Consider the following 19889-nt stretch of genomic DNA (forward strand, 5'->3'; position numbering starts at 1 on the left):
TATGAATCAGGCCCGTTTGCGTTGGCGCTCCGGGCGCCAGACTTTGACAGCAACGGGCTGTCCATTCAATACGGAAGTGCCAGAGAGCGGATCAATTCGACCGTCGCTGAGCAAGTCGTTGATGCTGGCACCGGCATGGGCAGCCGCCACTGACTGGCCAGTGCCGTCGCGGTCATGGCCCCAGCCATGGGGAATGGATACCACGCCGGGCATGACATCCTCGGTAATTTCAACCGGCAAGACTATCTGCCTGGATTCCGAAGATATTTCTGCAGAGTCAGCGGCCTGCAAACCCAGGCGGCTGGCGTCTTTGGGATGAATCATCAGGGTGCACCGGTCCTTGCCCTTAACCAGCCGCTGACTGTTGTGCATCCACGAGTTGTTGCTCCGGACGTGGCGCCGGCCAATCAGTTGCAGAGACTCGCCGGCCGGTGCAGCCAGGGCCTCATGCAGCCTGCCAAGGTCGTCCAGGTAGCGCCTTGGCGCAAGGTTGATCTTGCCATCGCGGGTAAACAGGCGTTCAGGCAGGGACGGCTGGAGAGGGCCCAGATCGACGCCGTTCGGGTTGTCCTTCAGGGCACTCAGGGAAAGCCCTTTCGGTAGCTCCTGCCAGTGGCGGTTCAGGGGGCTGAGCTTGGCCAGTCCACGAAGCGGATGTCGTTTCGGCAGGATATCCATCACCAGATCGACCGCAGGCTGCAGCAAGCCCCGCGCACGCCCGGCATCAGCGCCATAGGGGCCGGATCGCAAGAGCAGATCAAGAATCGGGTCTGGCCCAATCTGCTTGAAGGCGCGCCAGCCGAGTTCCGCCCGCAGGGCCAGTTGCCCACCTTTCCGGAGCTTTTCCAACCGGTGGGCCAGCTCCAGTAGAATCTGCCAGTCATGGCGGGCTCCCGGGCCGGCATCGAACAGTGCTTCGCTGTATTTGGCGAAATTGCGCACCGCAAACATGCTGAAAATCAGATCGTAGTGGCTGCGTTCCAGCGCCGCGGTCGGGGGCAGGATGATATCCGCATGCCGGGTTGTTTCGTTGAGGTAATAATCCACCGAGACCATGAAGTCGAGGCCGCCCAGGGCTTCCTCCAGACGTCGGCCGTTGGGGCTGGAGAGAACGGGATTGCCGGCAACGGTGACAAAAGCCCTGATCTGCCCATCGCCAGGGGTTAACATCTCATCGGCCATGGTGCTGGCCGGGTATTCTCCGCCGAATTCAGGCAGCCCCTTCACGCGGCTGTGGCGCTTGCCGAAGTGACCCTTCTGACCGGCCATGGCACCAAGCTCTACCAGATCAATCGCCGGCTGCGAGAACAGAACGCCGCCGGGCAGGTCCAGTTTCCCGGTCAGGATGTTGAGGCAATAGGCCAGCCAGGTTGCCACACCGCCAAAGGTCTGGGTGCTTGTCCCCATGCGCGTGTAAAGAGCCGCCTTTCGCGTGGTGGCGAGCTGTCGGGTGAGGGCGCGAATGTCCTCCGCGGAAATACCGGTGTGTGCGCTGACCACTTCCGGGGTGAAGCTGAGAGCCGCCAGGCGCAGAAGGTCTGCGTCTTTCACCAGCCTTTCCGCCGGACCGGGATCCACCAGCTTTTCTTCAAACGATGTATGCACCATGGCCATCATCAGCAGGGCATCGCTTCCGGGCCGGACGAAGTGGAATTCGTCGGCCAGCTTTGCGGTCTCGGTGCGGCGGGGGTCCACCACAACCATTCTGCCGCCGCGCTGCTTCAGGGCCTTGAGTCGCCCGCGGAAGTCCGGAACCGTCATCAGGCTGCCATTGGAAGCCATGGGATTGGCGCCAATGCAGATAAACAGATCCGTGTGATCGATATCGGGAATGGGGAAAAGAACCTGGTGCCCGAACATCTCGAGACTGGCGAGCATGTGAGGCAGCTGATCATTGGACGTTGCTGAAAACCGGTTCTGGGTTCCGATGGCTCGCAGCAATGGCATGGTGGCAACCAGGGAACCATGGTTGTGTACGTTTGGGTTGCCCAGGTAAACGCCGATGCTGTTGTGGCCGTGGTCCTGGCGGGTCTGGTGGAGCTTTTCGGCGACCAGGTCAAACGCCTCCGCCCACTCCATTTCCTGCCAGCCGGTCCCGGTTTTGCGTATCGGCTTTTTCAGGCGGTCCGGATCTTCGTGCAGATCCTGAAGCGCAACCGCCTTCGGACAGATATGCCCCCGGCTGAGCGGATCATTCTCATCGCCCTTTATGGAAGCAATCCGGCCGTCCTTCATTTCGATCGCGACACCGCACATGGCCTCGCAAAGGTGACAGGTACGATAGTGGGTGCCGTTTTCCATGAAGGGGCTCTCCTGAAAGGTTGTTGTCTTGCTATAGAAGTTTCAATCTGCAACCAGATTAGCAGCAAATGGCTTGGATGGGGAAATAACCACCGTTTGTACCCTGTGCAAAAAGGGCCAACCCGAAGGCTGGCCCTTTGCAGTGGTTTCACAGCTTTTTACTGCTCTGCCGGGATCTCTTTGACCGGGTTGGATATGAAGTTGAGGTAGACGCCCTGTTCGGGGATTTGCAGGGGCAGATCAATCGTCACGATTTCGCCGCCAGGCACTCCAAGCGCCCGCGCCCGGACATTAATGTCGACCAGGTTTGAGTTGCGTTGCTCAATCTGCATCCGGCCGTCATCGAAGAAGGTGATGTTGCCCTCCAGTTCAAGCACAAACTCCCGACCGTACAGGTCGTGGCGGCCTCCCAGCGGGATTTCCATATCGGGCGCATCGAGCATCAATTCGGCCCGGGTTTTGAAGACCGGCTGGCCATTTTCACCCTCGGTTATTACCCCGGGTATCAGGCCAGAGCGGCTGCAGCCCGGGCCGGAACACGCCGGGTCGTCCTTGGCATAGCGCATGCGGAGGACCTGGGTATTGGTAATGGACTCCTCCTGGAGTGGGATAAATCCAAAAACCCGAAGCTCTGTGAACACACTGATCGATGTGGTCGCCAACTGTGTGGGATACAGGTTCACCAGAATCCCCTCATCGCCGGTTGGCTCATAAATGCCAGGGCCAATAACTTCCGTGTTGAGGGCGTAGGTCTGGTAGATGAACTTATCTTTGGGGCAACGCTCGCCGGTCTCGCAGCCAACCCGCGCATCGGCGGTACTGGCTACAATCACGGGCGGAGAGGCTGATGCTTCGTTATTGCGGACCCTCAGTTTCGTTGAATTGGCTGAAGCGGCCCAGCCATCAGCGTCGCTGCCCTGGTGGTCAAACGGCTCAAGACAGTCCGGGTTAGTGTTGGAGTCACAGTCCACAATGAAGTTGGCATTGGTGTCGCGAACTGGCAGGTTTCGCAGAGGCGTGAAAACGCTGTCCAGAGGCTCGGTTCCGGTGAAATAGATCACCATGTCGTCCGGTCCGTTGTTGCCACCTCCGTCATCAAGCCCTTCAAGCAGGTCGGTTTTCAGTGCCAGGCCATCGGAATCGCAAACTGAGGTGTAGCTTCCAGTCGAGCAGCTTCCTGCATCCTCCGATGACTTCAGGGTGTACCGATAGTGTGCGTCGGCTTCCCAGGGCTGGTCCGGGTAGAACCGGATCCGCTGGAGATTCTTTTCAAGCCGGCCAGGTACGTTGCTTTCCACAACCGTGACCGAACCACTGGGTTCCTGCCTCACTTTCTCGACGATGAAGGTGTCTCCCTGAATAATGGAATTCAGGTCCATGGACTTGGAGAAGACAACGGTAATGGGACGATCTGACGGCATGGTGCTGACTGGTAGAGTGTCACCCACACCTCCATCGGAATAGCACTGTCCCAGTACGCCGGCGGAGAGATCCAGCAGACTATGATCGGTTTCGCAGGGGTAGCCCGGATAGGTGGTCAGGGCCAGGGCAGGGCGTCGGGTTACAGCGGAGCCGCCAATATCATCCAGTGAAAACTGTAACGGTGCCACGGTGGCTGGGTTGCCGGCCAGATCGGTCAAACCATCGATGACGATTTCGTAGTCAACGCCATGGCGCAGGCCATCGCCCGGATTCACGATAACGGCAGTTCCGTCCAGTTGTGTCTCAAGTGTCTCAACAGGAACACCATCCGCGAACAGTGAAATTCCGGTATCAATGGAGTCCGCGGCAAGCGGCTCATCAAAGAACAGAATGACCGGATCCCCGGGGCGCTGCATGGACTGGCGCGTATCCGGAATGGCGTTGTCCGGTCCGGGCATCCAGCTGATCAGGCTGGGCGAAGTGCTGTCCAGCTCGCGGAGTAGCTCGGCATCCAGAACCGAATCGGCATCGGTGGCCGCCTGAAGATGGAACGCGATGGTCGAGTCTGTGTACTCCTGGCCGAGAAGGTTTGGCTCCACCATTCCGATGGCATCGATGGTCAATACGCCATCCTGCACCAGTGCGATGCCGCGCAACTCGACCCCCATCAGATCCTGGGAGAGTGCTGCGTTGGGCTGGGCGTTTTCGGTGTTCATGGAGACATCCATAAACAGCGTGATATGTCTGGGCGCGTTAATGTCATTGGTGTAGGGGTTGGGGCTCAGGTAGCCGGATGCGTCTGACAACATGGTGACCTTGATGTTGCCAGTAGTCTGGAGCTGACCGTTGGCGGCATCCAGCACAGGAACCTCGCCGCCCACCAGAACATCCAGACTGGTACTGTTCAGCACGCTGCCCCGGGCGATACGCAACGGAAGCGCTTCATCAGCCTCGAAGGCCGGCGCATAAGCCAGCTCTGCAAACAGATCGCCGGTCTGTTGGGAGGGGCCTGCTTCTCCCTGGAGCACCGAGTTGAGCGTGACGCCGTTAATGGCCTGGCCGTTCAGGACTGATCGGGTGACGTCTTGCTCCGCAATACCTGCGGCCAGCCCGGAATCAACAGCAGACTGCTGAAGTACGACCGTTGGGCCTGTCTCGCGGGGCGTGAATGCGATTTCCTCACTGAACCGGTCTGCTTCGGGCGAAGTCAGGCTGGCCAGGTTTTCCAGGCGCAGGGTATAGGTCTGGCCGGTGTCCAGGACATCGTCCTTGCTGCCACAGTCCCTGGGATCCTCGACCACACAAGGGTCCACCGTTATCCGATTGCCTTTCACCAGAACCATCGCTGGAACAACCTCTCCGCTGCCATCCAGCAGCTGGATGGAACCGCCGAGAGCCTTCCAGTCCGGATGGATCGGGTGGGTCATGGCCAGGCGGAATGTGGAAAAGTTCATGGCCTCGAACGGGCTGTTGTTTGCCGGAACCTGCCAGGCGATATCAAAATCCGCGGCCGAGTTGGTTATGCTTGCGGGTCCGGAGAAACTTCCCCGAGTCTCGAACTGGATGCCGGCATCGCCGACCGCGTTGGGGGTGTCGATCTGGCGACCGCCCTCCGCAGCCAGCGGTTCGCTGAACGTCACCGTGTAGTCGCCGAGCGTGTCGAGTTCCGACGAGGGCGACAGCATGAGGCTTTTACCGCCGTCAATCCGGCTGATAGAAAAGGGCAGTGACTGTTCCTGAGATTGCAGCAGAATCTTGTTTTGGAGATCTGCATCCTCATCGGTCAACGCATGGCTGAAGCGCAGAACAATGTCGGCTTTCGGGCTGACATCTGCCTGGCCATCAGCAGGGTAGGAATACACCACCGAGCCGGGGGAGACTTTCTCATTCATGGTCTGTTCGTCGCCACCACAGGCGGCCAGTAACAGGGCGGGTATAAGTGCCAGTGTGTTGTTGTACTTCATGGCGTGCCCTCCTTAAAACTTCAGGGTGATGGAGCCGCTGACAACGTGAACGTCGCCGTCTGCAGTAACCGGCGTTTCGTTGCCGTCAAAATCCACCAGTGTGAAATCGCGCTCCTGCAGTTGCTGGTACTGGTAACCGATGTCCAGACGGACGGGATAGGCCAGCAGACGGGTGCGGTCATACGTGGCGCTCAGGCCCAGGCCCACGACAATCTTGTCGGTATCGAGGTAATTGATCTCGGGGTTGCGGGTAGACTTGAGCGGTGATTCCTCATAGGCAACGCCGCCGCGCACAGAAAAGTTCTTGTTGAGTGCGTACTCGGCGCCGATCCGTGGAATCAGCACGTCGTCGAACTGAATCCGGCTGCCCGCTGGCACAGACTGCTGATCCTTGATCGTATCGGAAGAAAATTCCTTCTCCAGCTCTGACCAGTTCTGCTGCTCCACGCTGCCACCAATCCGCCAGTTTTCGCCCTTGTATTGAGCGCCAAAGCCGAAGGTTTCCGGCTGGAAGGAATCAATGGTGGAGACCGACAGACTCAGGCCGGGATCCGGAATGGTCTGGGTGACAATGATGTTGGAATCAACCGACGTGGAGGCCGCTGACTTGGTTCGATAAGTGAGTGCGGTTTCCCAGCCGTTCAGGAAGCAGTCGCTGTCCGGGCAGAATGTGCTGCCCAGATCAATGGTGGTGCCCAGAATGGTTTTCAGTGAGGGTTCGGCATTGACCGCAAGGCGTTCCCGGCTGGTCTCGCCACCCAAAGTAGAGACCGCATCGAGGTTTGCCTGGGCATCCAGGGTGACCCGCACCGAAGCACCGGCGGAGATGCCGCGCCAGATCGGCGTAGCGCCACCGATGTTCAGGAACAGGGGCTCTTTACCGTACTGAAGGAACTGGCCGTTCTCCGTGGTCTGCGAATCGAACGCCAGCATTTCCTTGCCGTATTTCTCGACGCCTGCAATGAAGCCCAGATAGATCGGGTGCTTGAAGCGAGTCAGCGAACCCAGATTGGTTTTCATGCCAATCAGCACCTGCTGGCTTGGTGAGTTGGCCAGGATGTCGCCATTGGCATTCGGGTTGGCAGAACGCAGTTCCTGTTCGGCGTGCAGAATGCCAGCGGTCAGCTCCCCACGCTCATCTTTGGTCAGATAGGCTGGGTTGTAATAGGTGGCTGACACCTGATCGTTGAACATGGACAGTGACTGGGCTGTGGCAACATCCACTGGCATGACGCCATAGGTGGTGCCGAGGTTGCCCATACTGGCGTTAACCGAAATAGAGAAACCGACAGAGGCGGTGGCGATTGCAAGAGACAGTGCCCTTGACCGGGAAGGGGAGGAAAAAGCCATTGATACACTCCATTACTTCGTTGTTTTTATACTCGGGCCGTGAGGTGGCGAATACGGCTGGTATTTTTGTTCAGGAGGTAGTGTATTCGGCTTGTCTTTAAGGAGCGTTGGCTTTTTTGACAAGAATTGTTGTCGCGACAACCATGGAAGGGAATAAATCTCATTGGAGGAATAGGGGAGTTTGCTAGGTCTGAAGGTTTGAGTTTCTCGTACCAAGTGTTTGCAGGTGACAGTTATGAAAACCGGAATGACCTCTAAGGCTTCGACCTTTTCGTGTGTGTAAAAAAAACTGACATAATTTGAGCTTCTCGAACTGTTTAAGCAAACTCCTGCATCGTCATTTTCGTTGGATAACACTGAAGTCGCTTTGCCAAAAAATAACCGCGAGCTACGTCGCGGCTACTTGTGTAGCTGGACAACTTTTGAGGGTCGCCCAGGGCGGGTCTGCCGTTTGGTCGGACTTTGCTTTAATGCAGTTTGCTGTGACGACGAATTGTGAGCCCAAGAATTCCAAGCCCCATCAACGCTAAAGTGCCAGGCTCTGGGACTGTTACTGTCGGAGTGCCTTCTCCGATTAGTTTTGCTGAGCCCCCTTGGAAACTGCCTCCCTCAATGCTCTGGACCCGCATACCCACTCGTTGTTCTAAGAATTGGTTAGCGGTTAAACCTGCGATTATTAAGTTAAAGCTGAAAGACTGATAAAAATCTGGGCCACCATTACTGCCAGTGACTATTGCGAGGTCCCAATTTGTCTCATCAGTACCTTGCAGGTTTACATTTGAATAACCAGCGAGCTGGCTCCCAATAGAGTTCTCCCCGAAGAATACCTCTGTAACTATGCCGGACGGATCTTCTCCGCTTATCGTTGGAGCGCCTGAAAGTGCGCTAAAATCAGCAAAGTCAAACCATAGTCCGAGAATGTCGCCTTTATGTCAGGCCTGCATTTATCGGTGCCGCTATATCGGCTGAGATTTTGACCGTATCGAGAGCGGTATCCTCGAATGTCAATTCGCCAAAGAAACCGCCGCCATTAGTCATATCCTCCAGCTGAGTCGTAATTAGAGCTGAGTTGGCAAACGGTGTGACTGCCAGTGCAGAGACAGCTAAGACTATTTGCTTGATCCTGTTCATTTATTTAACCCTCCTGGGTTTACGTGCTTGCGCTTTAAGTCAGCAATTTCCGTTCCATTTGGAAATAGTTTATGTTTTTCAGAAGATTACTTCGTTCGCCTGTTTGGTCTTTGTAAAGTATATCGACACGGGGATGAGTACAGATTGCGAGAGTCCAGTTTATCTCTCTTGAGGTGCTGACTGTATTCAACGAGCTGATCTCGCACGGTCACTGGAAAGGGACGAGTCTGCTGAAAAAAGCTGCGCCGACTGAAGATCGACGAGCCTGAGCTGGCATTTCTGGAGCAGGAACAAATCGAAAGGCTCCTCGAGGAGTGCAGGGCGTCATCCAATCCATCGGTTTACGACGTGGCTCGCTTGGCCTTGGCTACTGGTCCCGGGTAGTCGGAAGCTGAGTCAGTTAAGCTGCCCGCATTCAACCCTTATCGGGTGACCTACTGCGGAACGAAAAGCGGTAAAAAGTCGCTCGGTTCCACTCAGGAAGAATCTATACGAAGAATTGATTGAGCAGCTGCCGTTCCAGTCCTGCTACAGCGCCTTCAGATCGGCTCTGGAGAGGGCTAACATCAAGTTACCTAAAGGTCAGCTGACTCATATCTGCAGACACACGTTTGCCAGTCACTTTGTGATGAATGGTGGGCATATCCTCACGCTTCAGAAGGTCTTGGGTCACTCAGATTTGAAGCTGACTATGCGCTATGCGCACTTGGCGCCGGACTTCTTGTCGGAAGTATTGCATAAAAGTCCGGCTATCTAGGTTAGAACGTTTCGCGCAGGCAGATCATTGGCACTTCGCTGCAGCCGCTTTTAAGGGGTCCCTTCCTATTTCCATGATCTTGAAAGTATAAATCTTGGTTTTACTTCCACGTTCAGTCTCGTCGATGTCTGCCATGTACTTGAGCTCAACCCCCAGCATGCCGGTAAGAGAGTAGCCCTTTTGGCTTTCTCTAGCATTGACCACAACATACTCTTCCCACTGTGGTGCAATGCATAGATAAATCTCTTTGGGCGTTCTGAAGCTCGTGTGAACTTCGTCTGGCCCCGTGTCTCTCATTTTGCTGGGTGTAGTGGTACAGCCGACAAGTAGGCTGCTGAAAAGGAGAACTGCAAAAATCCCTTTCATCCGAATTCCTCAGTTAGTGTTTATATAAGGGCCGGTACATTATCAGCTTTTTCGGATATTGGAAGATCTAGCGGTCGACAGTTGGTTGACGCCTAGAGGGGGGTGCCGCTGTTGAGGATGTTGTAAGTGCTTGAAAAGTGGTGGGCCCAGCAGGACTCGAACCTGCGACCAAGGGATTATGAGTCCCCTGCTCTAACCAACTGAGCTATAGGCCCGTTCAGCGAACGCTGTTTTGAAAGGTGTTTCCGGAGGGGGAAACAAAGCGGGCGCCATTATACCGGTGAGGTGTGGCGCCCGCTACTGTTTGGGAAATTATCCCTGATTGCCCTGGTCGTCGATAAAGCCGCGCAGGTGATCGGAGCGCGAGGGGTGACGCAGTTTGCGCAGGGCCTTGGCTTCGATCTGACGAATCCGCTCACGGGTAACGTCAAACTGTTTGCCGACTTCTTCCAGGGTGTGGTCGGTGTTCATCTCGATACCGAAGCGCATCCGGAGAACCTTGGACTCGCGGGCGGTAAGGCCGGCCAGTACCGAGCGGGTGGCTTCGCGCAGGCCTTCGGCGGTGGCAGAATCCACCGGGGAGAGGGCCTGGATATCTTCGATGAAGTCGCCCAGATGGCTGTCTTCGTCGTCGCCGATCGGGGTTTCCATGGAGATCGGCTCTTTGGCGATCTTCAGTACCTTGCGGATCTTGTCCTCAGGCATCTCCATGCGCTCGCCCAGTTCTTCCGGCGTGGGCTCGCGGCCCATTTCCTGCAGCATCTGGCGGGAGATCCGGTTGAGCTTGTTGATGGTCTCGATCATGTGCACCGGAATACGGATGGTGCGGGCCTGGTCCGCGATAGAGCGGGTGATGGCCTGACGAATCCACCAGGTGGCGTAGGTCGAGAACTTGTAGCCCCGGCGGTACTCGAATTTGTCCACCGCCTTCATCAGGCCGATGTTGCCCTCCTGGATCAGGTCCAGGAACTGCAGGCCGCGGTTGGTGTACTTCTTGGCGATGGAAATAACCAGACGCAGGTTGGCCTCTACCATCTCTTTCTTGGCACGGCGTGCCTTGGCCTCGCCGATGGAGACGCGACGGTTGATTTCCTTGATGTCGGCAACGTCCAGGTCTACTTCGGTCTGCACGTTCTGGATGCGCTTCTGCAGGCGAACAATCTCGTCAATACGCTCGGCCATAGGGGCTGCGTAAGGCTTCTTGCTTTTGGCGATTTTCTCGGCCCAGTCCAGGTTGGTCTCGTTGCCCGGGAACGACTTGATGAAGTCCTTGCGGGGCATTTTGCACTCGCGAACACAGATCTGCATGATCGCGCGCTCGTTCTCACGAACCAGGTCGTTGGTGGAGCGAACCACGTTGACCAGCTCGTCAAACGCCTTGTTGGCAAGCTTGAACGGTGCGAACACCTGGCCCAGCTCGTTCAGGGCTTCCTGGGTTTTCTTGTCGGAACGGCCGTGCTTGGCCAGCGCCTTGTTGGCGGCATCCAGCTTTTCGTTGAGCAGTTCGAACCGGAGACGGGTTTCTTCCGGATCCGGGCCGTTATCGGTTTCTTCTTCCGAGGAGTCGTCGTCATCGTCGGAAGAGGAATCGGAATCGTCGGAACTCTCGGTGGTGGTTTCCTCGCCCATGAACGGCTCGGCGTCGTCCGGATCGAGGAAGCCCGTTACGATGTCGCTGATGCGACCTTCGTTTTCGAGAATACGGTCGTAGGCCTGGATCACCGTGCCGGCGGTACCCGGGAAGTGGGCAACAGCGGCCATCACATCGCGGATGCCTTCTTCGATACGCTTGGCGATGACAATTTCGCCTTCGCGGGTCAGCAGCTCAACGGTACCCATTTCACGCATGTACATGCGCACGGGGTCCGTGGTGCGGCCGGCATCGGTTTCTACGGCGGCCAGGGCGGCGGCGGCTTCAGCAGCCGCAGCTTCGTCAGCGGTAGAATCGCCCTCGGTCATCAGCAGGGTATCGGCGTCTGGTGTTTCTTCACACACCTGGATACCCATGTCGTTGATCATGCGAATAATGTCTTCGACCTGATCCGGGTCAGCAATATCTTCCGGGAGGTGGTCGTTTACCTCGGCGTAAGTCAGGTAACCTTGTTCCTTGCCTCGTGCAATGAGGTCTTTCAAACGTGATTTTTGCGAATTGCCTGACATAGACACCCTGTAAACTCGCTTTTAGAAGGAAAAAAGTTAAACAGCCATTATAGCTGCCGCTTAGTTGCTCTGCCACCGCATGGTTAGATGGTGATCAGTGCGTCAAGTTTCAAGTGCTGCTAGTCCCCGGTGCCACTGCTCAGGGCTCTCAGCTCCTGTCGTTCCTCACTCGAGAGGTTGGACAGGTTTCGTAACAGTGTGGCAAGCCGCTGCTGGCGGGATGCCTCTTCGTTCGGGCTCAGAAGCTCCCGGGCGGCGGCCAGTGTGCTCTCACGCGCCGGAATATGTTCAATCCCGTCAAACAGGTGGTAAAACCGCTCCCGAGCGGTCGTATCCAGTGCCAGCGTGCGCACCAGTGTTTTCCGGTTCAGGATCTCGTTCGCCAGAATCCACTCGGCAAAATTCCTGGCCTGATTGAATTGCCGGGAGCCGCTGGCCAGTTCGGTCACCTCGGTGGCCAGGTCCGGTGCTTCCAGCAGGGCAAGGCACAGAATGCTGTCCTTGCTGAGCTTCACATCAATCCGATCTTCGGAAACCCGATCCCGTCGTTCGCCGTTCCAACGTCCTTTCTGTCCCTGCTGCCGGTTCTGCCACTGGTTTCGGCCACCGCAAAGGCGGAGCATTTCGTGCCACATGGCATCCCGAAGGGTGCTTCGGGGCATCTTGTTGAGCAGAGGTTCAACCCTGGCTCGCAGTTCGCCCCGGTGCTCCGGCAGTTGCAGGTCCAGTCCTTCGCTCTGCCGGTCAAAAAGGTACCGTGACAGAGGCGTTGCCGCTTCGATGCGTTTCTGGAACGCCTCCGGCCCCTCCTTGCGCACAAGGGTGTCCGGGTCTTCGCCCTGGGGCAGCATCAGGAACTGGAGGTGAAGGCCATCGGCCATCAGTTCCAGTGCGTTCTCCATGGCCCGGTCCGCGGCCCGGAAGCCGGCCTGGTCGCCATCGAAACAGAACACGATGTGTCTTACCTGTTTCAGCAGCGCTGTAAGACTGTCCTGGTTCGTTGCCGTGCCCAGCGTTGCCACCGCATAATGAATGCCGTGCTGGGCGAGGGCGATCACATCCATGTAGCCTTCGACCACGAGCAGCTTGTCCAGCTGCCGGATGGCCTGCTTTGCCTCGAAGAGCCCATAAATCTCGCGGCTCTTGTGAAACACATCCGACTCGGGGGAGTTGATGTATTTCGCCTTGTCGTCTCCGAGGGTGCGACCGCCAAAGGCAACGGTTCTGCCACGGCTGTTGCGAATCGGGAACATCACCCGGTTGCGGAACAGGTCCCTGGGTTTGCCGTACTTGTCGGAAACCGTGCCGGTTTCAATCAGCGGACCTTGCAGGTCCTTACTGGCAACATCAAACAGTGCCGTGCCGGTAGAGGGCGCGTAGCCTACCTGGTACTGCTCAATGATGGCGTTGTCCAGGCCCCGTTGCTGCAGGTAGTCCCGGGCATAAGCGCCTTGCTGGCCCTTGAGTGCCGACTGATAGAAACGGCTGGCGAAGTCCAGTGCATCCGTCAGTGTTCGCGCCTGCTGGATTTCCTGCTTTGCAGCCCGGTCGTAGGGCACTTCGAGACCAACCCGTTTGGCCAGTTCTTCGACCGCCTCGGTAAAACCCAGGCCTTCAAACTCCCTGACAAAGCTGATGGCATCGCCATGGGCACCGCACCCGAAACAATGATAAAAACCTTTGTCCGGCCGGACATTGAACGAGGGTGTTTTCTCGTCGTGGAACGGGCAGCAGGCTTTGTAGTTGGCGCCGGCCTTCTTGAGCGTAATGCGTGAACCGATCAGTTCCGCCAGGTCGATTCGATCCAGCAGGTTTTCAACAAACTGTTGAGGGATCAGTCCGCTCATGGGGGCTCCACATCAGGCCTTCATCGGAGTTGGCCAATAGCCAAAAATGCCGCCGAAGCCAGGCCTCGGCGGCATTTTTGAGTCGCTCTGTGCAGCCTGCGGCTGTACAGGCAATCAGTGCTTTGCAGTCAAGCGGCGTCAGATAAAACTTAGTACAGACGCTCGAACTTGCGCTGTTCCCGCTGAAGCTTCTTGAGATGACGCTTAACGGCAGCGGCTGCTTTGCGCTTACGAACAGCGGTCGGCTTCTCGTAGTGCTCACGACGACGTACTTCGGAAAGTACACCCGCTTTCTCGCAGGAACGCTTGAAGCGACGCAGTGCTACGTCAAACGGTTCATTCTCTTTCACTTTAACAGCTGGCATTCGAAAATCACCTACCTGATAGATTCGGTTTCAATTTTGTCCGTCTGGCGAGGCCAGACCGGTTCTCGATTCCTGGTCAGATTGGCTAAAACTCGACCAGTGCATATTTTAGGGCGGCAATGATAGCGCCTGCGTTATGGCAAGGTCAATGTTTGTTCGATGAATCTGCCAGTGGGTTTCGGGTTTCTGCTAAAATGCGCGTCGTTTTCATTTCTGCCAACCAATGTGGCCCGAAATTATGCTGATTCTAGGTATCGAAACCTCTTGCGACGAGACTGGTGTAGCGCTTTACGACACGGAAGCGGCCCTTCTGGGGCACGCCCTGTTCAGCCAGATCGACATGCATGCTGATTACGGGGGTGTCGTCCCTGAACTGGCGTCCCGTGACCACGTTCGCAAGCTCCTGCCCCTCTGCGATCAGGTGCTTTCGGATGCCGGTAAAGGCCGTGCCGATATAGAGGGAATTGCCTACACCGCGGGTCCGGGCCTGGTCGGCGCGCTCATGGTTGGGGGCGCGGTTGCCCATTCGCTGGGGTTTGCCCTTGGAGTGCCGGTGCTCGGTGTGCATCACATGGAGGGCCACCTTCTGGCGCCCATGCTGGAGGATAATCCACCCGCGTTTCCCTTCGTTGCACTGCTTGTTTCGGGTGGCCATACCCAGTTGGTAAGGGTTGATGGTATTGGCGAATACGAAATGCTGGGAGAATCAGTAGACGACGCCGCTGGTGAGGCCTTCGACAAGACCGCCAAGATGCTCGGTCTGGACTACCCGGGTGGACCGCGGGTGGCAGCGCTGGCGGAAAAAGGCACAGAGGGCCGTTATCGGTTCCCGAGGCCGATGACTGACCGTCCCGGCCTGGATTTCAGCTTCAGCGGCCTGAAAACCTTCACGCTCAATACCGTGAATGCTGCTCGTGAGGCGGAGGGGCTGACGGACCAGACCCGCGCGGATATTGCCCTGGCGTTCGAGGCCGCCGTGGTCGATACGCTCACTATCAAATGCCGCCGGGCCCTGGAACAGACAGGCTGCAAGCGGCTGGTCATAGCCGGAGGGGTGAGCGCCAATAAACGGTTACGGGCGGGCCTGGAAAAAATGGCCGACAAACTCAAAGCCCGCGTTTTCTACGCCCGGCCGGAATTCTGTACGGATAACGGTGCAATGATTGCCTACGCCGGTGCCCAGCGCATGAAGGCCGGCCAGCAGGACGGCGAGCGGATTGTGGCAGTGCCCCGGTGGCCAATGAACACGCTGCCGCCCATTAACGAACCTCGCTCAACCGGTCTGGTGGACTGATCATTAAAGTCCGGTTTCCCGTCCCTGGGCGAGCCGGATGAGGTTGTTGCGGTGGCGGACCACAATCAAAAGTGCGAGCAGGCCGAACAGTGGCAGGGTTTCCGGTTCAAGGAAGGCGCTGATCAGCGGGCCGCAGACAATGGCTATCAGTGAGGCGAGGGCGGATATTCGCCAGCGCCAGATCACCAGCATCCAGATAGCGGCCATCATCAGCGTTGTGACCGGCGCCAGCGCAAGACCGGCCCCGAGCGCCGTCGCGACCCCTTTTCCACCCTTGAATCGATAGAAGATCGGGATCATGTGGCCGGTGACGGCGAACAGGGCAACGACAGCCTGAACCATTACGGAAAGACCGGCGGCATGGGCCAGCCAAACGGGTAACCAGCCTTTTGCCGCATCCAGCGCAAGCGTGAGTAGCGCTGGCGGCCACCCGCCGGTTCGGTAGACATTCGTGGCGCCGGGATTGCCTGAACCCTGCGCCCGTGGGTCCGGGAGTTTCCAGAGTTGGCAGACCGGCAGGGCAAACAGCACGGAACCTGCCAGGTAAGCGGCGGCGCAGAGTAAAACCGTTAAAACCGGGTCACTGGGAAACATGCTGTGGGCTCGGAAGCAAAGACGTATACAACCAATATGTGCGAAAATGCCCGCCCTGAAAACGCGGGCCATGCTCTTCACAGTATCCCCTGGTTGTGCGTTATTCAATCACCAAAGAGTGGAAGAACTCCGGAGTACCCTTGGCAGACACTGTATTGATCGAAGGCCTCGTTGTGGAAACTGTGGTCGGCGTTTATGACTGGGAGCGGGAAGTCACCCAGAACCTGGTGGTCGATCTGGAAATGGCCTGGGATAACCGGGTGCCGGGTCGAACAGACGATGTCGCCGATGCCCTGGATTATGCGGCCGTCAGTGCCCGGGTAGAGACCTGTCTGCAGACGCTGAGGCCGCAACTGCTTGAGCACGGCGCTGAGGTGCTCGCCAAAGCCTTGCAGGATGAATTTGGCATCACGTGGCTTCGGTTGGCGATACGCAAGCCGGGGGCCGTACCTACGGCACAGGCGGTGGGTGTGCAAATCGAGAGGGGAGTCCGGTGATGGCAGCGGCCGTTCGGGTTTACATCAGTATTGGCAGCAATGTCGACAGGGAACGCTACGTCAGGGCAGCGCTCGATGCGCTCTCGGCATGGTTTGGCGAGCTGATCATCTCCCCGGTCTACGACAGCGAAGCGGTCGGGTTTGATGGCTCTCCCTTCCTGAACCTCGTAGTGGGCGTGGATACGTCCCTGTCGGTCGCCGAGCTTTCGAAGCGTTTCAAACAGTTGGAGGCGGACAACGGCCGGCGTCGGGATGTGCCTAAATTCAGTGCGCGAACGCTGGACCTCGATATTCTCACCTATGGCAGTGCCGTCGGGCGCATCGATGGCGTTGAACTGCCAAGGGGTGAAATCCTGAAAAACGCTTTCGTGCTTCGGCCACTGGCCGACATAGCGCCTGAAGCAGAGCACCCGGTGTGCGGCAAAACCTATGGCCAGCTATGGCGGGAGTACGACACTGGCCAGAAGCTCTGGCCGGTGGGCTTCAGCTGGCAGGGTCGGCAGATTTCACACGCTGCCGGTTGAGCGGAACAGCTCGATGAGGTGATCGGTAGAGCTGTCGCTGGCCTGGGTGCCATCTTCCTCGCCCAATAGCCGCGGCAGGATGCCTTTACCCAGTTGCTTGCCGAGTTCCACACCCCATTGGTCAAACGAATCCACGTCCCAGATAACCCCCTGCACAAAGGTGCGGTGCTCGTAGAGCGCGATCAACGCGCCCACAGTCTCGGGTGTCACCTTCTCCATGGTCAGCGTGTTACTTGGCTTGTTGCCTGGGATCACCTTGTGTGGCGCAAGCTGTTCAATCTCGCTTTCATCCCGTCCTTCGGCTTTCAGCTCGGCCCTGGCTTCTTCCAGTGATTTTCCGGCCATCATGGCCCTGGACTGGCTGAGGCAGTTGGCAAACAGGTCGGCGTGATGGGTGGCCACCGGATTGTGGGTTTTCAGAGGTATGATGAAGTCCGCCGGAATCAGGCGGGTGCCCTGGTGGATCAGCTGGTGATAGGCGTGCTGGCCATTGGCACCGACGCCGCCCCAGATGACCGGGCCGGACTGCCAGGCGAGTGGGGTGCCCGCTTGCGTAACGCTCTTGCCGTTGCTTTCCATATCCAGCTGCTGGAGGTGGTCTGGCAGGCTGCGCAGGTAATGATCGTAGGGCAGTATCGCGTGGGTCTCGGCACCCCAGAAATTGTTGTACCAGATGCCCAGCATGGCCATAACCACCGGCAGATTCTTTGCCAGCGGCGCTTCACGAAAGTGCTGGTCCATGGCATGGGCGCCGGCCAGCAGGGCCCGGAAGTTGGTCATGCCAACGCTAAAGGCAATGGGCAGGCCGATGGCTGACCACAGTGAATAACGGCCGCCCACCCAGTCCCACATCGGGAAGACGTTCTCCGGATCGATACCGAAGTCCTGCGCCGCCGGCACATTGGCCGTCACGGCCATGAAATGCTGCGAGACCGCCTGTTCATCCCCGCAATGATCCAGAAACCACTGTTTCGCGACTTTGCTGTTCTCGAGGGTTTCCTGCGTGCGGAATGACTTGGACTGGATCAGGAACAGAGTGGTTTCCGGATTGACCTGGCGCAGAGCCTCGCAAATCTCGGTGCCGTCAATGTTGGCCACGTAATGGCAGCGAATGCCGGCCTGGGCGTAAGGTTGAAGGGCTTCGCCAACCAGCTTCGGGCCCAGGTAGGAGCCGCCGATACCGATGCTTACCACATCGGTGAAAGACTTGCCGGTGTACCCGGTGCGGTGTTGGCCCAACACCTCCTCCACCAGGGTTTCCATCTGTTGCAGGGTGCGCTGCACCTCGGCGACCACGTTTTCGCCGTCAACGGTGATGGCGTCGGTTCCCGGGTTTCGCAATGCCGTGTGAAGGGCGGGGCGATCTTCGGTAACGTTGACTCTCTTTCCGCTGAGCAAGGCCTCCCGCCGTGCTTCCAGGTTACAGCTGCTGGCCAGTGCCAGAAGCGCGTCGAGCACGTCGTCAGTGATCCGATTCTTGGAAAAATCCAGTGACAGCCCTGCGCCTTCAATGAAATAACGCTTTGCCCGCCCGGGATCCTGGTTGAACAGGTCCTTCATGAGAACGCCGTCCAGGCGTTGCCGATGTTCCTTCAGTGTCTGCCATTCGGGTTTCGAGGTCAGTACTTCAGGATGTGCGGGCATCAGAGGTTCCTTTTCTGTTGGCTTATCGGGTCAGGGACAGGTTATCGATCAAGCGGGTGGTGCCCAGGAAAGCTGCCGTCAGGATGGTAATCTCCCGATCCTCAGCCGTGGCCGGTTTGAGTGTCTGACTGTTGACGATATTGAAGTAGTCCGGCCTGAGCCCTGCGTCCCCGAGACTCTGCTCAGCTTCGCTTTCCAGGGCCTGGAAGTCTGTACGACCATCGGTGATCTTGGCCGCCGTGGCCTGCAGAGTCTGGTAGACCGCTGGCGCAATCTGCCGTTCCTCGGGCGTCAGGTAACCATTGCGCGAGCTTTTCGCCAGGCCGTCGTCCTCTCTCACCGTGGGGCCGCCCACCACATCAACAGGGATCATCAGATCCCGGACCATTTTCCGGATCACGGCCAGTTGCTGAAAATCCTTCTCGCCGAATACAGCGAAGTCCGGCTGCACCATATTGAACAGCATGGTGACCACCGTGGCTACGCCCTCAAAGTGACCCGGGCGACTGGCGCCACAGTGGCCGTCGCTGACATCCGGCACGACCACCTGGGTCTGACTTGCCAGCCCTTCCGGATAGATTTCCTCGGCGGAAGGCGCGAATACCAGTGTGTTACCGGCCGAGGCGAGCTTGTCCTGGTCTTCAGCCAGGGTTCTCGGGTAGGTCTCGAGATCTTCGCCGGCTCCGAACTGCATCGGGTTCACGAAGATGCTGGTAACCACCACATCCGCCATCTCCGCTGCTTTGCGCACGAGGGAGATATGGCCCTCGTGCAGGTTGCCCATGGTGGGTACCAGGCCGATGGTTTTGCCCTGCTGCCGGTAGCCGCGGAGGATGGTTCTCAATTCTTTCAAAGAATGTACGGTTCTCATGCCTTGAACGTATGCTCCTCAGCGGGGAATGAGCGCTCGCCTACGGCTTTCACGTAGGCCTGGAGGGCTTCCTGTACCGAATCTGTTTCTGCCAGGAAGTTCTTGACGAATCGTGGCTTACGGCCAGTGGTAATGCCCAGCATATCGTGCAATACCAGAATCTGTCCGTCGGTGTCTGGCCCGGCACCTATCCCGATGACCGGTGCTTTGACGGCCTGGGAGATGCGTGCCGCCAGCGGCGCGGGAACGCACTCCAGCAGGATGGCATCGGCGCCGGCGGCTTCCAGCTCGCAGGCGTGCTCAATCATCATCTCCGCCGCTTTCTCGTCACGGCCCTGGACCTTGTAGCCGCCAAATTTATTGACGAACTGCGGCGTGAGGCCCAGATGTGCGCATACGGGCACGGCGCGCTCGGTCAGAGCGGTAATGGTTTCTTTCATCCAGTCCGTACCCTCGAGTTTTACCATGTGCGCGCCCGCGCGCATCAGTTCCGCTGCGTTCTCCAGGGCAGACTCGACCGTGCCGTAGCTCATGAAGGGCATGTCGGCCATGATCAGGGACCCACGGTTTCCTTTGGCCACGCAGCTGACGTGATACACCATCTGGTCCATGGTCACCGGCAGGGTGCTGTCATGCCCCTGAAGTACCATCCCGAGGGAGTCGCCGATAAGGATTACGTGAACGCCCGCTTCACTGACCACCTGGGAAAAGGTGGCGTCATAGGAGGTAAGGGCAGCGAAGGCTTCGCCCTTCTGCTTGAACTCACGCAGGGTATTGATGGTAACAGCCATAGAATCCTTGC

At 57.7% G+C, this 19889-nt stretch carries 17 protein-coding genes and 1 tRNA gene; 4 read left to right on the forward strand and 14 right to left on the reverse strand.

Annotated features, from left to right (window positions below):
- Nucleotides 1-6 precede the first annotated feature (6 nt).
- The 5 genes from AC5JQH_RS13005 to AC5JQH_RS13025 form a co-directional block, all read right to left on the reverse strand.
- Complete coding sequence (locus AC5JQH_RS13005; protein ID WP_493805669.1) at nt 7-2301, reverse strand: molybdopterin-dependent oxidoreductase; 2295 nt, start codon at nt 2299-2301, stop codon at nt 7-9.
- 158 nt (nt 2302-2459) lie between these two features.
- The gene (locus AC5JQH_RS13010; protein WP_493805670.1) at nt 2460-5687 is read right to left on the reverse strand and encodes an Ig-like domain-containing domain; all 3228 of its coding nucleotides are present in this window, start codon (nt 5685-5687) and stop codon (nt 2460-2462) included.
- A 12-nt stretch (nt 5688-5699) separates the two neighbouring features.
- On the reverse strand, nt 5700-7037 hold the full coding sequence (gene aupA, locus AC5JQH_RS13015; protein WP_008169576.1) for an alkane uptake protein AupA: 1338 nt from the start codon (nt 7035-7037) through the stop codon (nt 5700-5702).
- A gap of 467 nt (nt 7038-7504) precedes the next feature.
- Nucleotides 7505-7666, reverse strand: a complete 162-nt coding sequence (locus AC5JQH_RS13020; RefSeq protein ID WP_288367744.1) for a PEP-CTERM sorting domain-containing protein — start codon at nt 7664-7666, stop codon at nt 7505-7507.
- 298 nt (nt 7667-7964) lie between these two features.
- Nucleotides 7965-8168: a hypothetical protein gene (locus tag AC5JQH_RS13025; RefSeq protein ID WP_493805671.1), complete on the reverse strand. Its 204-nt coding sequence runs from the start codon at nt 8166-8168 to the stop codon at nt 7965-7967.
- Nucleotides 8169-8667: 499 nt separating this feature from the next.
- On the opposite strand from AC5JQH_RS13025, the gene AC5JQH_RS13030 reads away from it, so the two are divergent.
- Nucleotides 8668-8925, forward strand: coding sequence for a tyrosine-type recombinase/integrase (locus AC5JQH_RS13030; protein WP_474546605.1), 258 nt, complete (start codon nt 8668-8670; stop codon nt 8923-8925).
- 24 nt (nt 8926-8949) lie between these two features.
- On the opposite strand, the gene AC5JQH_RS13035 is transcribed toward AC5JQH_RS13030, so the two are convergent.
- From AC5JQH_RS13035 to rpsU, 5 genes are all read right to left on the reverse strand, one after another.
- A complete protein-coding gene (locus tag AC5JQH_RS13035; protein WP_474546606.1) occupies nt 8950-9291 on the reverse strand; it encodes a hypothetical protein in 342 nt (113 codons plus the stop codon).
- A gap of 138 nt (nt 9292-9429) precedes the next feature.
- Nucleotides 9430-9506: transfer RNA gene (locus AC5JQH_RS13040), tRNA-Ile, on the reverse strand.
- 97 nt (nt 9507-9603) lie between these two features.
- Nucleotides 9604-11451, reverse strand: coding sequence for an RNA polymerase sigma factor RpoD (gene rpoD / locus AC5JQH_RS13045; RefSeq protein WP_288367466.1), 1848 nt, complete (start codon nt 11449-11451; stop codon nt 9604-9606).
- 119 nt (nt 11452-11570) lie between these two features.
- Entirely contained in the window at nt 11571-13298 is a 1728-nt protein-coding gene (gene dnaG, locus AC5JQH_RS13050) for a DNA primase (protein ID WP_493805672.1), read from the reverse strand.
- Between the two features lie 149 nt (nt 13299-13447).
- Nucleotides 13448-13663 carry a 30S ribosomal protein S21 gene (gene rpsU, locus AC5JQH_RS13055; RefSeq protein ID WP_007153483.1) on the reverse strand — a complete coding sequence of 72 codons (216 nt, stop codon included), beginning with the start codon at nt 13661-13663 and terminating at the stop codon, nt 13448-13450.
- 238 nt (nt 13664-13901) lie between these two features.
- Here rpsU and tsaD point away from each other — a divergent pair, with 238 nt between their 5' ends.
- Nucleotides 13902-14957: a tRNA (adenosine(37)-N6)-threonylcarbamoyltransferase complex transferase subunit TsaD gene (tsaD, locus tag AC5JQH_RS13060; protein ID WP_092033794.1), complete on the forward strand. Its 1056-nt coding sequence runs from the start codon at nt 13902-13904 to the stop codon at nt 14955-14957.
- A 3-nt stretch (nt 14958-14960) separates the two neighbouring features.
- Here the strand turns inward: tsaD and plsY are convergent, their stop codons facing one another.
- Nucleotides 14961-15551, reverse strand: coding sequence for a glycerol-3-phosphate 1-O-acyltransferase PlsY (gene plsY / locus AC5JQH_RS13065; RefSeq protein WP_493805673.1), 591 nt, complete (start codon nt 15549-15551; stop codon nt 14961-14963).
- Between the two features lie 140 nt (nt 15552-15691).
- Between plsY and folB the strand changes: the two genes are divergently transcribed.
- On the forward strand, nt 15692-16048 hold the full coding sequence (gene folB / locus AC5JQH_RS13070; protein ID WP_493805674.1) for a dihydroneopterin aldolase: 357 nt from the start codon (nt 15692-15694) through the stop codon (nt 16046-16048).
- Nucleotides 16048-16572, forward strand: a complete 525-nt coding sequence (gene folK, locus AC5JQH_RS13075) for a 2-amino-4-hydroxy-6-hydroxymethyldihydropteridine diphosphokinase (RefSeq protein WP_008169659.1) — start codon at nt 16048-16050, stop codon at nt 16570-16572. Before folB ends, folK begins: the two co-directional genes overlap by 1 nt.
- Here folK and pgi read toward each other — a convergent pair.
- Genes pgi through panB form a run of 3 tightly spaced genes read right to left on the reverse strand, consistent with a single transcriptional unit; the run spans nt 16555 to nt 19878 of the window.
- Nucleotides 16555-18216: a glucose-6-phosphate isomerase gene (pgi, locus tag AC5JQH_RS13080; RefSeq protein ID WP_493805675.1), complete on the reverse strand. Its 1662-nt coding sequence runs from the start codon at nt 18214-18216 to the stop codon at nt 16555-16557. The two genes, folK and pgi, sit on opposite strands and share 18 nt — an antisense overlap.
- Nucleotides 18217-18238: 22 nt before the next feature.
- The gene (panC, locus tag AC5JQH_RS13085) at nt 18239-19087 is read right to left on the reverse strand and encodes a pantoate--beta-alanine ligase (protein WP_053114245.1); all 849 of its coding nucleotides are present in this window, start codon (nt 19085-19087) and stop codon (nt 18239-18241) included.
- The gene (panB, locus tag AC5JQH_RS13090) at nt 19084-19878 is read right to left on the reverse strand and encodes a 3-methyl-2-oxobutanoate hydroxymethyltransferase (protein ID WP_008169652.1); all 795 of its coding nucleotides are present in this window, start codon (nt 19876-19878) and stop codon (nt 19084-19086) included. Before panB ends, panC begins: the two co-directional genes overlap by 4 nt.
- Nucleotides 19879-19889: the final 11 nt, after the last annotated feature.

It is taken from the genome of Marinobacter sp. H13 (genome assembly GCF_059072335.1).

Bases quoted from the DNA above. Each gene is read 5' to 3' on its own strand.
- dnaG (WP_493805672.1), bottom strand. From the start codon at position 13,298: ATGAGCGGACTGATCCCTCAACAGTTTGTTGAAAACCTGCTGGATCGA.
- folK (WP_008169659.1), top strand. From the start codon at position 16,048: ATGGCAGCGGCCGTTCGGGTTTACATCAGTATTGGCAGCAATGTCGAC.
- tsaD (WP_092033794.1), top strand. From the start codon at position 13,902: ATGCTGATTCTAGGTATCGAAACCTCTTGCGACGAGACTGGTGTAGCG.
- AC5JQH_RS13010 (WP_493805670.1), bottom strand. From the start codon at position 5,687: ATGAAGTACAACAACACACTGGCACTTATACCCGCCCTGTTACTGGCC.
- pgi (WP_493805675.1), bottom strand. From the start codon at position 18,216: ATGCCCGCACATCCTGAAGTACTGACCTCGAAACCCGAATGGCAGACA.
- rpsU (WP_007153483.1), bottom strand. From the start codon at position 13,663: ATGCCAGCTGTTAAAGTGAAAGAGAATGAACCGTTTGACGTAGCACTG.
- panC (WP_053114245.1), bottom strand. From the start codon at position 19,087: ATGAGAACCGTACATTCTTTGAAAGAATTGAGAACCATCCTCCGCGGC.
- rpoD (WP_288367466.1), bottom strand. From the start codon at position 11,451: ATGTCAGGCAATTCGCAAAAATCACGTTTGAAAGACCTCATTGCACGA.
- aupA (WP_008169576.1), bottom strand. From the start codon at position 7,037: ATGGCTTTTTCCTCCCCTTCCCGGTCAAGGGCACTGTCTCTTGCAATC.
- AC5JQH_RS13005 (WP_493805669.1), bottom strand. From the start codon at position 2,301: ATGGAAAACGGCACCCACTATCGTACCTGTCACCTTTGCGAGGCCATG.
- AC5JQH_RS13035 (WP_474546606.1), bottom strand. From the start codon at position 9,291: ATGAAAGGGATTTTTGCAGTTCTCCTTTTCAGCAGCCTACTTGTCGGC.
- AC5JQH_RS13025 (WP_493805671.1), bottom strand. From the start codon at position 8,168: ATGAACAGGATCAAGCAAATAGTCTTAGCTGTCTCTGCACTGGCAGTC.
- AC5JQH_RS13020 (WP_288367744.1), bottom strand. From the start codon at position 7,666: ATGCGGGTCCAGAGCATTGAGGGAGGCAGTTTCCAAGGGGGCTCAGCA.
- panB (WP_008169652.1), bottom strand. From the start codon at position 19,878: ATGGCTGTTACCATCAATACCCTGCGTGAGTTCAAGCAGAAGGGCGAA.
- plsY (WP_493805673.1), bottom strand. From the start codon at position 15,551: ATGTTTCCCAGTGACCCGGTTTTAACGGTTTTACTCTGCGCCGCCGCT.